The following is a 15,102-nucleotide window of genomic DNA, read 5'->3' on the forward strand; positions in this document are numbered from 1 at the left end:
TATTTATGTGCATTCAAACTAAATAGACAATCATGTAAAATAGGTAATTAATGGACATGAAAACTATGTATTAATAAATTTTTAATGGATATATATCATTAGTTAGGAGTAAGAACATGTCAGAGAAACAATATGATTTAGTCGTTCTCGGTGGAGGTACTGCAGGATATGTTGCTGCGATACGTGCGTCTCAATTTGGTAAAAAAGTGGCAATAGTAGAACGACAACTATTAGGAGGTACTTGTCTCCATAAAGGTTGTATTCCTACTAAATCGCTGCTTAAATCTGCTGAAGTATTTCAAACAGTAAAACAGGCAGCAATGTTTGGCGTTGATGTCAAAGATGCTAATGTTAATTTTGAAAATATGTTGGCACGAAAAGAAGACATTATTAATCAAATGTATCAAGGTGTAAAGCATTTAATGCAACACAATCACATTGACATTTATAATGGCACGGGACGTATTCTAGGTACATCTATATTTTCACCTCAAAGTGGCACAATTTCTGTCGAATATGAAGATGGTGAATCAGACTTATTACCAAACCAATTTGTATTAATTGCAACTGGTTCTTCGCCTGCAGAGTTGCCATTCTTATCATTTGATCATGATAAAATTTTATCTAGCGATGATATATTATCATTAAAGACGTTACCATCAAGTATTGGTATTATTGGTGGTGGTGTTATCGGAATGGAATTTGCATCATTGATGATAGATTTAGGTGTTGACGTAACAGTTATAGAAGCAGGTGAAAGAATTTTACCAACTGAAAGTAAACAAGCTTCACAACTATTAAAAAAATCATTGTCAGCACGTGGTGTTAAATTCTATGAGGGAATAAAACTTTCTGAAAATGATATAAATGTTAACGAAGATGGTGTTACGTTTGAAATTTCCTCAGACATAATTAAAGTAGATAAAGTGTTGCTATCGATTGGTAGAAAACCTAACACATCAGATATAGGTTTAAACAACACTAAAATAAAACTTTCAACATCAGGACATATTTTAACGAACGAATTTCAACAAACTGAAGATAAACATATTTATGCAGCTGGTGATTGTATTGGAAAATTACAATTGGCACATGTTGGATCAAAAGAAGGTGTTGTGGCTGTCGATCATATGTTTGAAGGGAACCCAATCCCAGTAAACTATAACATGATGCCTAAGTGTATTTATTCACAACCTGAAATTGCTTCTATCGGTTTAAACATTGAGCAGGCAAAGGCAGAGGGAATGAAAGTTAAAAGTTTTAAAGTACCATTTAAAGCAATTGGTAAAGCAGTGATTGATAGCCATGACGCAAACGAAGGGTATAGCGAAATGGTGATTGATCAATCAACTGAAGAAATTGTGGGTATTAATATGATTGGTCCACATGTAACAGAATTGATTAATGAGGCATCACTGATACAGTTCATGAATGGCTCGGCATTAGAATTAGGACTAACAACACACGCACATCCTTCCATCTCTGAAGTGTTGATGGAATTAGGATTGAAAGCAGAAAGTAGAGCTATTCACGTATAAATAGGAGGATTTAACATGATTGATTATAAATCATTAGGCCTTAGCGAAGAAGACCTAAAAGTAATATATAAATGGATGGATTTAGGTAGAAAAATAGATGAAAGACTGTGGTTATTGAACCGTGCAGGTAAAATTCCATTTGTTGTAAGTGGTCAAGGACAAGAAGCAACTCAGATTGGGATGGCATACGCATTAGAAGAAGGTGATATTACAGCGCCTTATTATAGAGATCTAGCTTTCGTTACTTATATGGGTATCTCAGCGTATGATACGTTTTTATCAGCGTTTGGAAAGAAAGACGATGTTAACTCTGGTGGAAAACAAATGCCATCACACTTTAGTAGTAGAGCTAAGAATATTTTGTCTCAAAGTTCACCGGTAGCAACTCAAATACCCCATGCTGTTGGTGCTGCTTTAGCTTTAAAAATGGATGGTAAGAAGAAAATTGCAACAGCAACTGTTGGTGAAGGTAGCTCAAACCAAGGTGACTTCCATGAAGGTTTAAACTTCGCGGGTGTACACAAACTTCCTTTTGTATGTGTCATTATAAATAATAAATATGCAATTTCAGTACCTGATTCATTACAATACGCAGCTGAAAAATTATCGGATAGAGCACTTGGTTACGGTATACATGGTGAACAAGTAGATGGTAATGATCCATTAGCAATGTATAAAGCGATGAAAGAAGCAAGAGATCGAGCTATTTCTGGTCAAGGTTCAACTTTGATTGAAGCAGTAACAAGTCGTATGACAGCTCATTCATCAGATGATGACGACCAATATCGTACGAAAGAAGAGCGTGAAGCGCTTAAAAAAGCAGACTGCAATGAAAAGTTCAAAAAAGAGTTGCTTTCAGCTGGCATTATCGATGATGCTTGGTTGGCAGAAATAGAAGCGGAGCATAAAGACATCATCAATAAAGCGACAAAGGCTGCTGAAGACGCGCCATATCCAAGTGTCGAAGAAGCCTATGCATTTGTGTACGAAGAAGGGAGTCTTAACTAATGGCTAAATTATCTTATTTAGAGGCGATACGCCAGGCACAAGACTTAGCATTACAACAAAATAAAGATGTGTTTATTCTTGGTGAAGATGTTGGTAGAAAAGGTGGCGTATTTGGTACTACTCAAGGACTGCAACAAAAATATGGTGAAGACAGAGTTATCGATACGCCATTAGCTGAGTCAAATATTGTTGGAACTGCCATTGGTGCAGCTATGGTAGGTAAAAGACCAATTGCAGAAATTCAATTTGCAGATTTTATTTTACCTGCGACAAATCAAATTATTAGTGAAGCTGCGAAAATGCGTTATCGTTCAAATAATGATTGGCAATGCCCATTAACGATTCGTGCACCATTTGGTGGCGGTGTTCACGGAGGACTATATCATTCACAAAGTATTGAAAGTATATTTGCTTCATCGCCAGGTTTAACAATTGTTATTCCTTCCACACCGTATGATGCTAAAGGGCTTTTATTATCATCTATCGAATCAAATGATCCAGTATTGTACTTTGAGCATAAAAAAGCTTATCGTTTCTTAAAGGAAGAAGTGCCAGAAGAATATTACACTGTACCTTTAGGAAAAGCAGATGTGAAACGTGAAGGTGAAGATTTAACAGTATTTTGTTATGGATTAATGGTCAATTATTGTTTACAAGCAGCGGATATTTTAGCTGCAGACGGTATCAATGTTGAAGTCGTTGATTTACGAACTGTTTATCCATTAGATAAAGAAACAATTATTGATCGTGCTAAACATACAGGTAAAGTTTTACTTGTAACTGAAGATAATTTAGAAGGTAGTATTATGTCAGAAGTGTCAGCGATTATTGCAGAGCATTGCTTGTTCGATTTAGATGCACCAATCATGCGTTTAGCTGCTCCAGATGTACCATCTATGCCATTTTCTCCTGTATTAGAAAATGAAATTATGATGAATCCAGAAAAAATCTTAAATAAAATGCGTGAATTAGCAGAATTCTAGGGAGGGAAAGTCATGGAAATAACAATGCCTAAGTTAGGTGAGAGTGTTCATGAAGGCACCATTGAACAATGGTTAGTTTCTGTTGGTGATCATATTGATGAATATGAACCATTATGTGAAGTTATTACAGATAAAGTGACAGCTGAAGTCCCTTCCACGATATCAGGAACAATTACAGAAATTTTAGTTGAAGCGGGGCAGACAGTAGCTATTGATACAATTATCTGTAAAATTGAAACTGCTGATGAAAAGACAAATGAAACAACTGAAGAGATACAAGCAAAAGTGGATGAGCATACTCAGAAATCTACTAAAAAAGCTAGTGCAACAGTGGAACAGACATTTACTGCTAAACAAAATCAACCTCGTAATAATGGTCGCTTTTCACCTGTTGTATTTAAACTCGCTTCAGAGCATGACATTGATTTATCACAAGTTGTAGGTAGTGGATTTGAAGGTCGTGTAACTAAGAAGGATATAATGTCAGTTATTGAAAATGGTGGTACCACAGCTCAATCTGACAAACAAGTTCAAACAAAATCAACATCAGTAGATACATCAAGTAACCAATCATCTGAAGACAATAGTGAAAACAGCACAATACCAGTAAATGGTGTGCGTAAAGCAATTGCGCAAAATATGGTTAATAGTGTAACAGAGATTCCACATGCATGGATGATGATTGAAGTAGATGCTACAAATCTTGTGAATACGAGAAATCATTATAAAAACAGCTTTAAAAATAAAGAAGGATATAATCTAACGTTCTTTGCTTTCTTTGTAAAAGCTGTAGCAGATGCTTTAAAAGCATATCCTTTATTAAATAGTAGCTGGCAAGGAAATGAAATTGTCTTACATAAAGACATTAATATTTCAATTGCTGTTGCTGATGAAAATAAATTATACGTACCTGTGATTAAGCATGCAGACGAAAAGTCAATCAAAGGTATAGCTAGAGAAATTAATACTTTAGCAACGAAAGCGCGTAATAAGCAATTGACAGCTGAAGATATGCAGGGCGGTACATTTACGGTAAATAATACTGGTACATTTGGTTCAGTATCATCAATGGGTATTATAAATCATCCACAAGCAGCGATTTTACAAGTAGAATCAATCGTTAAAAAGCCAGTAGTAATTAATGATATGATTGCAATTCGTAACATGGTTAATTTATGTATTTCAATTGATCATCGTATTTTAGATGGTTTACAAACAGGTAAATTTATGAATCATATTAAACAGCGTATCGAACAGTATACTTTAGAAAATACAAATATATATTAGTGATAACATAGATGCATCTATCGACAACTTGTTTTATCTTGTTCTTGTCGATGGATGTATTATTTTTTGGCACTAAAATATGTGCAATATATTCAAAAAAGATAAAGAACAATAATCAACATGGTTGAATGCATTTTTGCAGTAAAGTCAAAATAAGACATCATACTTGAAACATATTAATGAAAACATGTGAACAAATTAGTTACCATGATTTTAAGCACAATAATGTTTGGTATATTGTTAAAATTGTGTCTAAATATAGGTGTGATTCAGATTAGTTTATTGAACAATATGTTATTAATTAGTAGAATGAGGATAGTTTAAATATAAAGGGATAGGTGATTGAACTTATGGACATGAATTTCGATTTATACATGAACGGTGTTGTAGAACAAGCAAGGAATGAAATTGAATCTGCGGGATATGAGCAATTAACTACTGCAGAAGATGTTGACAAAGTTCTTAAACAAGATGGTACAACACTAGTTATGATCAATTCTGTATGTGGTTGTGCAGGTGGTATCGCAAGACCAGCAGCATCACATGCTTTACATTATGACGTATTACCTGATCGTCTAGTGACAGTATTTGCTGGACAAGATAAAGAAGCGACACAAAGAGCGCGTGAATACTTCGAAGGTTATGCGCCTTCAAGTCCGTCATTTGCATTAGTAAAAGATGGAAAGATTACAGAAATGATTGAAAGACATCAAATCGAAGGTCATGATGTGATGAACGTAATTAATCAATTACAAACATTATTCAATAAATATTGTGAAGAAAGATAAGAGGCGCTAACCCATGTTAAAGTTAAATCCTTACAAGATTGGATTTAGAACAATAAAAACAGCAGTGGGTATGACTTTAGGTGTAATTATTAGTAAGCTGTTAGGTTTAGATAATTATGCTTCAAGCGCCATATTAGTCGTATTATGTATTAAACATACAAAAGTACATTCGCTACAAGCGATTATTTCAAGATTAGTATCATGTTTTTTAGTATTGTTTTTAGGTTCAGCAATATTTAGTTTATTAGGTCAGAGTCCAATTGTACTCGGTATTATCGTATTGTTATTTATACCATTAACTGTCGTATTAAAAGTACAAGAAGGTGTCATTACGAGTTGCGTTATATTACTTCATGTTTTTAATGCAAAATCAATTGATGCACATTTAATTGTTAATGAAACATTATTACTGTTAATTGGACTAAGCATTGCATTTACAATGAATTTAATGATGCCAAGTTTAGACAAACAACTAGACGAATACAAATGTAAAATTGAGCAACAAATTGCTGATATTTTTAGTAAATATAGTTATATTTGTGAAAAATATGAAGATACCATTGCGATTGAATTTGAAGCGTTACTTTTAAATATTAAAAAGGCGAAGTCTATCGCGTTCCGAGATGTTAAAAATCATTTTGTTAGAAACGAAAATTCATACTATCATTATTTTGATATGCGAGAAGAGCAAGTGGAATTGTTAATGAGAATGAAACCGCTCATCGAAAGTATCTGTCATAAAGATCCACTTTTAAATGATGTTGCGTCACTGCTGAAAGAAATTGGTCTAAATGTGAATAGTAATGACTATACAGCAATGCGTTTACACAATTTGTATGAGACGCGTTTGAAATTGGATGAACTGCCATTGCCAACAACACACAAAGCGCTTAACTCGAGAGCAAGTATTATTCAAATATTAAATGAATTAGAAGAATATTTACAAATCAAATCGCAATTTGGTTCATTGAAAATGCATAGTGAAGTAGCTTAAAAAATAATCCATCCGTATGACCCATGTTTGAAAGTAATCGTTGCAATACGATAACTTATTAATACATGCGTTTATAATGGATGGATTTTTAATTGTATGATTTTGTATAGGTAGTTGAGATATAGTTTATAAAATTGGAATGATACTCGTTAATAACAATGCTAATACAACTGATACAAGCATAACGATAATGATAATTCTTAAAACTTTATTTTGCATTTTGTGTGCCTCCAAATGAATAACCTTTGTATTAATAATTACGACATAAGATATAAAACTTTTAACTTGAGACGATATAACTAGCAATCATCATAAAGGAATATAATAAAAAACATGAGTAAGTTTGCTTATGTCATTTTCCTCATTATACGATATCTTTGAAAAATCAATCAATATATTTTTGACAAAGCTTAGTTTGAGTTACAATAATTATATATAATAAATTGAAAATAATATGACACAATTTACAAACCTGATAAATCTGTGTAACGTCAATTACTGTAACATTTTATTTCATCAATTTTTACCGTTTGGCGTACATGAAAATTTTGATAAAAGGGGTTCCATTATGATTAATGAGCAAAGATTACTTAATACGTTTTTTGAACTTGTACAAATCGATTCTGAGACAGGGAATGAATCAACAATCCAACCTATTTTAAAAGAAAAATTCATAGCATTAGGGTTAGATGTTAAAGAAGATGAAGCGGCTAAACATCCTAAATTAGGTGCCAATAATCTAGTGTGTACAATGAATAGTACTATCGAAGAAGGCGAAGTACCTAAATTATATTTGACGAGCCATATGGATACTGTTGTACCCGCAATTAATGTAAAGCCAATTGTAAAAGATGACGGCTACATATACTCTGATGGTACGACTATTCTAGGTGCAGATGATAAAGCAGGATTAGCAGCGATGCTTGAAGTTTTGCAAGTGATAAAGGAACAACAAATCCCACATGGACAAATTCAATTTGTGATTACTGTTGGAGAAGAATCAGGTTTAATTGGTGCTAAAGAATTAAATTCAGAGTTGTTGGACGCGGACTTTGGTTATGCTATTGATGCAAGTGCTGATGTCGGCACTACGGTTGTAGGTGCACCGACGCAAATGTTAATTTCAGCTAAAATTTTTGGCAAAACGGCTCATGCAAGTACGCCAAAAGAGGGTGTTAGTGCTATTAATATTGCGGCGAAAGCAATTAGTCGAATGAAATTAGGACAAGTTGATGAAATAACTACTGCCAATATTGGTAAGTTTCATGGCGGTTCAGCTACGAATATTGTTGCAGATGAAGTCATTTTAGAAGCAGAGGCACGTTCTCACGATCCAGAAAGAATAAAAACACAAGTCAAACATATGACTGATGTGTTTGAAACTACTGCATCAGAATTAGGTGGGAAAGCAGTAGTAACAGTGGAGCAAAGTTATCCAGGATTTAAAATTAATGATAATGAAACGGTTGTTAAAATTGCACAAGAAAGTGCTCGTAATTTAGGGTTATCTGCAAATACAATTATTTCTGGTGGCGGTTCAGACGGCAGTATTATTAATACATTTGGTATTCCTTCAGTCATTTTAGGAGTGGGTTATGAAAAAATCCATACAACAAATGAGAGAATGCCGATTAAATCATTGAACTTGCTTGCAAGTCAAGTGTTAGAAATAATCAAAATAGTTGCGCGACAATCGAAATGATTTAGTGTAGTGTATGTCTATTTTGTGATACAATACTAATGAAAAATCAACAAGTGAGGTAAGTAATATGACACAACAAATTGGAGTTATTGGTTTAGCCGTTATGGGTAAAAACCTAGCTTGGAATATTGAATCACGCGGATATAGTGTATCTGTATTTAACCGCTCAAGTGAAAAAACTGATTTAATGGTTGAAGAATCAAAAGGGAAAAATATTCATCCAACGTACTCATTGGAAGAATTTGTTAATTCTTTAGAAAAACCACGTAAAATTTTATTAATGGTTCAAGCAGGTAAAGCTACGGATGCAACGATTGATAGTTTGTTACCTTTATTAGATGATGGAGATATTTTAATTGATGGTGGTAATACAAACTATCAAGATACTATCAGACGTAATAAAGCATTAGCACAAAGTGCAATCAACTTTATTGGTATGGGCGTTTCTGGTGGTGAAATTGGAGCGTTAACTGGTCCGTCATTAATGCCGGGTGGACAAGAAGAAGCTTATAACAAAGTTGCAGATATTCTTGATGCAATTGCTGCAAAGGCAAAAGACGGTGCTTCATGTGTTACTTATATTGGACCAAATGGTGCTGGACACTATGTGAAAATGGTACATAATGGTATTGAATATGCTGACATGCAATTAATTGCAGAAAGTTATGCTATGATGAAAGAATTATTAGGCATGTCTCATGAAGACATTGCTCAAACGTTCAAAGACTGGAATGCTGGTGAATTAGAAAGTTATTTAATTGAAATCACTGGTGATATTTTCATGAAGTTAGATGAAAATAAAGAAGCATTAGTTGAAAAAATTCTTGATACAGCAGGTCAAAAAGGTACAGGAAAATGGACTTCAATTAACGCATTAGAATTAGGTATTCCATTAACAATCATCACTGAATCTGTATTTGCACGTTTTATCTCTTCAATCAAAGAAGAGCGCGTAAATGCTTCTAAAGAATTAAATGGTCCAAAAGCATCATTTGATGGTGACAAGAAAGACTTTTTAGAAAAAATTCGTAAAGCATTATATATGAGTAAAATTTGTTCTTATGCACAAGGTTTCGCGCAAATGCGTAAAGCTAGTGAAGATAATGAATGGAATTTAAAACTTGGTGATTTAGCTATGATTTGGAGAGAAGGTTGCATTATCCGTGCACAATTCTTACAAAAGATCAAAGATGCTTACGATAATAATCCAGGATTACAAAACTTATTGCTAGATCCTTACTTTAAAAACATCGTTACTGAATATCAAGATGCGTTACGTGATGTTGTCGCAACTGGTGTTCAAAATGGTGTACCAACACCTGGTTTCTCATCAAGTATTAATTACTATGATAGTTACCGTGCTGCTGATTTACCTGCAAACTTAATTCAAGCACAACGTGACTACTTCGGTGCTCACACGTACGAAAGAAAAGATAAAGAAGGCGTATTCCATACACAATGGATTGAAGAATAATATTGACCATTGAGCCTGAGACCTTATGAATTTAGGTAATGTTAAAGAGACAATTTCTATTATTTATTTGATAGAAATTGTCTCTTTCCTTATGTATTTATCGAAATTTTCTACGCATGATATATTCAATGATTTTCTTTCTCTTGTCAAATTAAAATTTTCAACTTTTATAAATTAACGATATCTATCCTCATAGAATTTGTCCGTTTAAGTGTAGACGTTTTACTTACATACTATTAAGATAGCATTAGTAAATAATTTTAATATTTCGATAAATAGATTACGTTTTATTATTTGATGAATAAGAGGGATAGAATGTCATATACTTCTGTATTGTTTAATAAGAACTTTACTTTTTATTTAATAGGGATAGCTTTTTCTAACATGGGCAGTGCTTTTACTACGTTTGTTTTTCCATTAATGATTTTAAAGCTTACTGGATCTGCATTTCAAGTTGGCATAGTTTCTGCACTAAGTTTTATACCTTATGCAATTTTAGGATTGCCAGCTGGTGCTTTAATTGACAGATTGAATAAGAAGACCATAATGAAATGTGCTGATATAATTAGGTTCGTTTCATATTTAAGTATACCAGTATTAAGTTTTTTCAATATGTTAAGCATCTTTCAAATTTATGTAGTTGCAATCATTTCAGGTATTGGATTAGTATTTCACAGTATTTCTGAGGTTTCGATAATCCCAAGTATTGTAAAAGAAGAAGATTTGGCGAGCGCAAACAGTTATATATACGCTACTCAAAATGTTTCGGAATTTTTGGGCCCTATAATTGGAGGTTTACTTTATACATATATGGGATATTCAATATTGATTTTTATAGATTCTATGACTTTTTTACTCTCATTTTTCAGTTTGATATTAATTAAAATTGAAACAAAGAGTATATTCAATCAAGAAAAGTTGAGTGGAAAAAATTTTTTGAGCGATGTTAAAGTTGGATTTGATTATCTATTATCTAATTCAACTATTAGAGTAATGGCTGTTGTTGTAAGTTTATCCAATCTAATTATCTCACCTTATTATATTTATATAGTAATGTTTGTAAAGGAAGACATGAATCAATCATCTCAAGCATTGGGGTTAGTTTTAGGTATCTCATCATTAGGTGCGCTAATCGGTTCATTATCTGCAAGTTTTCTCTTGAAATTATTTAATTTCGGAAAACTAATTGTAATTATATTATTTTTAGATACAATTTTTAGATTAATGTTACCATTTAGTACTTATATTTTTATACTCATCCCACTTTTAGGGTTGACATATATGACACAATCCATTTTAAATATAGCGATAATCACACTGAGGCAAAAGAAATGTTCAGAAAATATGTTAGGACGTGTTAATAGTGTTTTTAAAACAATGGTTTTTGCATTCAGACCTATAGGCCTTTTTTTAGGCGGTATATTACTTGAAAATAAAGGTGGATTTTATGCACTTACGATCAGTGCTGTGTTATTTATACCATTAGTGTTATATATACTGAAAAATAGATTTTATCAAGTTGAAGAATATTAAGAAGAAAATTAATAAAAATGGCTGCTATGTCAAATTGGACTGATGAATTCAATATAGGAAGTTAGGCAACTAAACATTGTATAACTTTCTTTTTAGTTATTGGAGCTTAAAGTTTTGAACATAATAATATTCGATTGCGCAAATGATTGTAACTTCCATAATCAAATGATGTACGTTTAATTAATTTTATTATGTTAGTTATACATTCTAATGGACAATGTGAGCTACACCCAGTTAAGTTGACATAGAAAATACGAAAACTTTGAACGAAGTATTTCATTGATATATGTCCCAGACGACATGTTTGATTAATGAAGTTCTATGTGGCTACAAAATTTTAAAAATTACACAAGCAATATCTATTACCTTAAAAGCATCCCGCCATATTTTTAAGCATTTTGTGAAGTAATAAAATATTTACTGTGTTATGATAGCATGTACTATAGAGAAATAGAGGTACTATTTTATGGAAAAGTTAAATCAAGTTATGTTATATGTTGATGATGTTGAAAAAGCGAAAGCATTTTGGACAGAAACTTTAGAATTTGTTGTTGTAAGTGAAACACCGTTAGCTGAGGACTATGTTGCAGTTGAAGTATCACCTACCAAAGATGCTGAAACGTCATTGACGATTATGGCAAAAGAATTTATTGAAAAGCATAGTCCAGAGGTGAACCTAGGAACACCATCTTTAATGTTTAAAGAGAAAAACTTTGATGCATTATACTCAAAATTAAATGATTTAGGTTTAACTGGGCATGATATAGTAGAAATGGATGGTCAACGTGTATTTAATTTCCAAGATGGACAAGGTAATTATTTTGCAGTTAGTGACTAAACAATCGATTTTAATATTTATACAAACCTTTATATTGATTTTCGGATTGAATTTCAGTATGAAGGTTTTATTTTTATCGTTTTATGCAATCGTTTGCACAAATCTTTTGACTTTTTTAGAAAGAGTGACTAAACTGTTATTATATAGAGGTTGGAAGCGTTTTCCAATGCAGAAATTAACAGGAGGTGATTAAATGGTTACGATTAAAGATGTTGCACTAAAAGCCGGTGTTTCTCCTTCGACAGTTTCAAGAGTTATAAAAGGAAATAAACGTATTAGCGAAGCGACAATTTCAAAAGTGAAGAAAGTTATGGAAGAATTGAATTATTTTCCTAATACCGCTGCTAGAACTTTAATTACAAACCAAACATATAAAATTGGTTTAGTGTTAAAAGGGTCTGAGGAGCCTATTCGACTGAATCCATTCTACATCAATGTATTGCTAGGAATTTCTGAAACGTGTAACCAGCATGGCTATGGTACACAAACGACAGTCTCAAATAATATGAATGATTTAATGGATGAAGTTTATAAAATGATTAAACAACGAATGGTTGATGCGTTTATACTGCTTTATTCAAAAGAAAATGATCCAATTAAACAAATGTTAATTGATGAAAGCATGCCATTTATTGTGATTGGTAAGCCTACATCGGATATAGATCATCAATTTACACACATAGATAATGATAATATATTAGCTTCTGAAAATTTGACACGACATGTTATTGAACAAGGTGTAGATGAATTAATATTTATTACAGAAAAAGGAAATTTTGAAGTTTCAAAAGATAGAATTCAAGGATTTGAAACGGTTGCATCACAATTTAATCTGGATTATCAAATTATTGAGACTAGTAATGAAAGAAAAGTTATTTTTAATTACATGCAAAATCTACATACGCGCTTGAAGGACCCAAATATTAAACAGGCAATCATTTCGTTAGATGCTATGTTACATTTAGCGATTTTAAGTGTGCTATATGAACTTAATATTGAAATTCCAAAAGATGTAATGACAGCAACATTCAATGATTCTTATTTAACCGAAATTGCGTCACCACCTCAAACCAGTATTGACATCAAGCCTCGAATGTTAGGTCAACAGGCTGGTTCAGCAATTTTAAATATATTGAAAAACAAAGCACAGGATGTTATTGAACTCGTCATTATAGATACAGAATTAAAAATAAGAAAATCAACACAGCGATAGCAAAGGAGTTTTAAAATGAATAAGCAATGGTGGAAAGAAGCAGTAGCATATCAAGTATATCCAAGAAGTTTTAATGATAGTAATCACGATGGTATTGGGGATTTACCTGGAATGATTGATAAATTGGACTACTTAAAAGATTTAGGTATCGATGTCATTTGGCTCAGTCCAATGTTTAAATCACCTAATGATGACAATGGTTATGATATTAGTGACTACCAAGAGATTATGGATGAATTTGGAACGATGGAAGACTTTGATCGTTTATTAAAAGGTGTTCATGATAGAGGCATGAAGCTTATTTTAGATTTAGTTGTAAATCATACATCTGATGAACATCCTTGGTTTATAGAATCCAAATCTAGTAAAGACAATCCCAAACGTGATTGGTACATTTGGCAAGATCCAAAGCCAGATGGCTCTGAACCTAACAACTGGGAAAGTATCTTTAATGGATCTACATGGGAATATGATGCTAATACTGAGCAATATTATTTCCATTTATTCAGTAAAAAACAACCTGATTTGAATTGGGGTAATCCGGAAGTTAGAGATGCTGTATTTGAAATGATGAACTGGTGGTTTGATAAAGGCATTGATGGATTTAGAGTAGATGCAATTACGCATATTAAAAAGACGTTTGAAGCGGGTGACTTACCTGTACCTGAGGATAAAACATATGCCCCAGCATTTGATGTAGATATGAATCAGCCAGGTATACAAACTTGGTTACAAGAGATGAAAGATCGCTCATTAAGTAAGTATGAAATTATGACTGTTGGTGAAGCGAATGGTGTAAGCCCTGATGATGCTGATGACTGGGTCGGGGAAGAAAATGGTAAATTTAATATGATATTCCAATTTGAACATTTGGGACTGTGGAATAGTGGTGATTCTCACTTTGATGTAAATTCGTATAAATCTGTATTAAATAGATGGCAAAAACAACTTGAAAATAAAGGTTGGAATGCGTTGTTTATTGAAAATCATGACCAACCACGACGTGTATCGACGTGGGGTGACGATGACAAGTATTGGTATGAATCAGCAACAAGTCATGCAGCTGTTTATTTCTTGCAACAAGGTACGCCATTCATTTATCAAGGTCAAGAAATTGGTATGACGAATTATCCATTTGAAAGTATTGAAACGTTTAACGATGTTGCTGTTAAAAATGACTATCAAATAGTGAAAGCTCAAGGTGGAGATGTAGACGCTTTACTTGCGAAATATAAAGATGAGAACCGAGATAATTCTCGCACACCAATGCAATGGGATGATACGTTAAATGGAGGATTTACAAATGGTGAACCGTGGTTCCCAGTGAATCCGAATTATAAAACTATCAATGTTGCACAACAATTAGAAGATGAGCATTCAGTATTACAATTTTATAAAGATTTAATTCAATTAAGAAAGTCTAATGATGTATACGTATATGGTCAATTTGATTTAGTAGATGCTGAAAATTCACAAGTTTTTGCGTACACGAGAACATTAAATGAAAAGCAAGTTCTTATTGTAGGTAATCTTACTAACCACGAAGCAGAATTAACTGTACCATTTGATTTAAGCCATGGAGAAGTAAAGCTATTTAATTATGATGCCAAAGTTAATTTAAAACAGTTACGTCCATATGAAGCATGTGTTATCGAACTAAATTAACATATTAATATGCCCCCTAATAGAATCTAAGGCCATTTGTAGACCTATAGATATATTAGGGGGCTTCTTTGTTTTTAAT

The 15,102-nt window shown here is 32.8% G+C and carries 14 protein-coding genes; 13 read left to right on the top strand and 1 reads right to left on the bottom strand.

Going from position 1 to position 15,102, the window contains the following annotated elements:
- The first annotated feature begins 116 nt into the window (after window positions 1-116).
- From lpdA to HMPREF3247_RS12855, 6 genes are all read left to right on the top strand, one after another.
- Window positions 117-1,538 carry a dihydrolipoyl dehydrogenase gene (lpdA, locus tag HMPREF3247_RS12830; RefSeq protein WP_064130029.1) on the top strand — a complete coding sequence of 474 codons (1,422 nt, stop codon included), beginning with the start codon at window positions 117-119 and terminating at the stop codon, window positions 1,536-1,538.
- A 15-nt stretch (window positions 1,539-1,553) separates the two neighbouring features.
- Entirely contained in the window at window positions 1,554-2,546 is a 993-nt protein-coding gene (locus HMPREF3247_RS12835; protein ID WP_000568351.1) for a thiamine pyrophosphate-dependent dehydrogenase E1 component subunit alpha, read from the top strand.
- Complete coding sequence (locus HMPREF3247_RS12840; protein WP_001096642.1) at window positions 2,546-3,529, top strand: alpha-ketoacid dehydrogenase subunit beta; 984 nt, start codon at window positions 2,546-2,548, stop codon at window positions 3,527-3,529. Before HMPREF3247_RS12835 ends, HMPREF3247_RS12840 begins: the two co-directional genes overlap by 1 nt.
- Before the next feature lie 12 nt (window positions 3,530-3,541).
- Window positions 3,542-4,816, top strand: a complete 1,275-nt coding sequence (locus HMPREF3247_RS12845; RefSeq protein ID WP_000406837.1) for a dihydrolipoamide acetyltransferase family protein — start codon at window positions 3,542-3,544, stop codon at window positions 4,814-4,816.
- Between the two features lie 350 nt (window positions 4,817-5,166).
- Window positions 5,167-5,604 carry a bacilliredoxin BrxB gene (gene brxB / locus HMPREF3247_RS12850; protein ID WP_000367419.1) on the top strand — a complete coding sequence of 146 codons (438 nt, stop codon included), beginning with the start codon at window positions 5,167-5,169 and terminating at the stop codon, window positions 5,602-5,604.
- A 13-nt stretch (window positions 5,605-5,617) separates the two neighbouring features.
- Window positions 5,618-6,598 carry an aromatic acid exporter family protein gene (locus tag HMPREF3247_RS12855; RefSeq protein ID WP_000916193.1) on the top strand — a complete coding sequence of 327 codons (981 nt, stop codon included), beginning with the start codon at window positions 5,618-5,620 and terminating at the stop codon, window positions 6,596-6,598.
- A 126-nt stretch (window positions 6,599-6,724) separates the two neighbouring features.
- Here the strand turns inward: HMPREF3247_RS12855 and prli42 are convergent, their stop codons facing one another.
- Entirely contained in the window at window positions 6,725-6,904 is a 180-nt protein-coding gene (gene prli42 / locus HMPREF3247_RS12860; RefSeq protein WP_001789875.1) for a stressosome-associated protein Prli42, read from the bottom strand.
- A gap of 262 nt (window positions 6,905-7,166) precedes the next feature.
- On the opposite strand from prli42, the gene HMPREF3247_RS12865 reads away from it, so the two are divergent.
- The 7 genes from HMPREF3247_RS12865 to HMPREF3247_RS12895 all read left to right on the top strand — a co-directional run bounded on the left by HMPREF3247_RS12865 (window position 7,167) and on the right by HMPREF3247_RS12895 (window position 15,023).
- Window positions 7,167-8,300 carry a tripeptidase T gene (locus tag HMPREF3247_RS12865; RefSeq protein WP_000606677.1) on the top strand — a complete coding sequence of 378 codons (1,134 nt, stop codon included), beginning with the start codon at window positions 7,167-7,169 and terminating at the stop codon, window positions 8,298-8,300.
- Window positions 8,301-8,367: 67 nt separating this feature from the next.
- Window positions 8,368-9,774, top strand: a complete 1,407-nt coding sequence (gene gndA / locus HMPREF3247_RS12870) for an NADP-dependent phosphogluconate dehydrogenase (protein WP_000193707.1) — start codon at window positions 8,368-8,370, stop codon at window positions 9,772-9,774.
- A 315-nt stretch (window positions 9,775-10,089) separates the two neighbouring features.
- Window positions 10,090-11,307, top strand: coding sequence for an MFS transporter (locus HMPREF3247_RS12875; protein ID WP_000122710.1), 1,218 nt, complete (start codon window positions 10,090-10,092; stop codon window positions 11,305-11,307).
- A gap of 466 nt (window positions 11,308-11,773) precedes the next feature.
- Window positions 11,774-12,145 carry a VOC family protein gene (locus HMPREF3247_RS12880; protein ID WP_000413436.1) on the top strand — a complete coding sequence of 124 codons (372 nt, stop codon included), beginning with the start codon at window positions 11,774-11,776 and terminating at the stop codon, window positions 12,143-12,145.
- Window positions 12,084-12,338, top strand: coding sequence for a hypothetical protein (locus HMPREF3247_RS12885; protein WP_001792107.1), 255 nt, complete (start codon window positions 12,084-12,086; stop codon window positions 12,336-12,338). Before HMPREF3247_RS12880 ends, HMPREF3247_RS12885 begins: the two co-directional genes overlap by 62 nt.
- Window positions 12,339-13,358, top strand: a complete 1,020-nt coding sequence (locus HMPREF3247_RS12890; RefSeq protein ID WP_000256321.1) for a LacI family DNA-binding transcriptional regulator — start codon at window positions 12,339-12,341, stop codon at window positions 13,356-13,358. It begins immediately after the preceding gene.
- A 15-nt stretch (window positions 13,359-13,373) separates the two neighbouring features.
- Complete coding sequence (locus tag HMPREF3247_RS12895) at window positions 13,374-15,023, top strand: glycoside hydrolase family 13 protein (RefSeq protein ID WP_001041923.1); 1,650 nt, start codon at window positions 13,374-13,376, stop codon at window positions 15,021-15,023.
- Window positions 15,024-15,102 lie beyond the last annotated feature (79 nt).

Source organism: Staphylococcus sp. HMSC36A10 (genome assembly GCF_001838845.1).
GTDB classification, from domain to species: Bacteria; Bacillota; Bacilli; order Staphylococcales; family Staphylococcaceae; genus Staphylococcus; species Staphylococcus aureus.

Coding starts and splice junctions, on each gene's coding strand:
- gndA (WP_000193707.1), top strand. CDS start 8,368: ATGACACAACAAATTGGAGTTATTGGTTTAGCCGTTATGGGTAAAAAC.
- HMPREF3247_RS12875 (WP_000122710.1), top strand. CDS start 10,090: ATGTCATATACTTCTGTATTGTTTAATAAGAACTTTACTTTTTATTTA.
- brxB (WP_000367419.1), top strand. CDS start 5,167: ATGGACATGAATTTCGATTTATACATGAACGGTGTTGTAGAACAAGCA.
- HMPREF3247_RS12840 (WP_001096642.1), top strand. CDS start 2,546: ATGGCTAAATTATCTTATTTAGAGGCGATACGCCAGGCACAAGACTTA.
- HMPREF3247_RS12885 (WP_001792107.1), top strand. CDS start 12,084: ATGGTCAACGTGTATTTAATTTCCAAGATGGACAAGGTAATTATTTTG.
- HMPREF3247_RS12845 (WP_000406837.1), top strand. CDS start 3,542: ATGGAAATAACAATGCCTAAGTTAGGTGAGAGTGTTCATGAAGGCACC.
- HMPREF3247_RS12890 (WP_000256321.1), top strand. CDS start 12,339: ATGGTTACGATTAAAGATGTTGCACTAAAAGCCGGTGTTTCTCCTTCG.
- lpdA (WP_064130029.1), top strand. CDS start 117: ATGTCAGAGAAACAATATGATTTAGTCGTTCTCGGTGGAGGTACTGCA.
- HMPREF3247_RS12865 (WP_000606677.1), top strand. CDS start 7,167: ATGATTAATGAGCAAAGATTACTTAATACGTTTTTTGAACTTGTACAA.
- HMPREF3247_RS12895 (WP_001041923.1), top strand. CDS start 13,374: ATGAATAAGCAATGGTGGAAAGAAGCAGTAGCATATCAAGTATATCCA.
- HMPREF3247_RS12835 (WP_000568351.1), top strand. CDS start 1,554: ATGATTGATTATAAATCATTAGGCCTTAGCGAAGAAGACCTAAAAGTA.
- HMPREF3247_RS12880 (WP_000413436.1), top strand. CDS start 11,774: ATGGAAAAGTTAAATCAAGTTATGTTATATGTTGATGATGTTGAAAAA.
- HMPREF3247_RS12855 (WP_000916193.1), top strand. CDS start 5,618: ATGTTAAAGTTAAATCCTTACAAGATTGGATTTAGAACAATAAAAACA.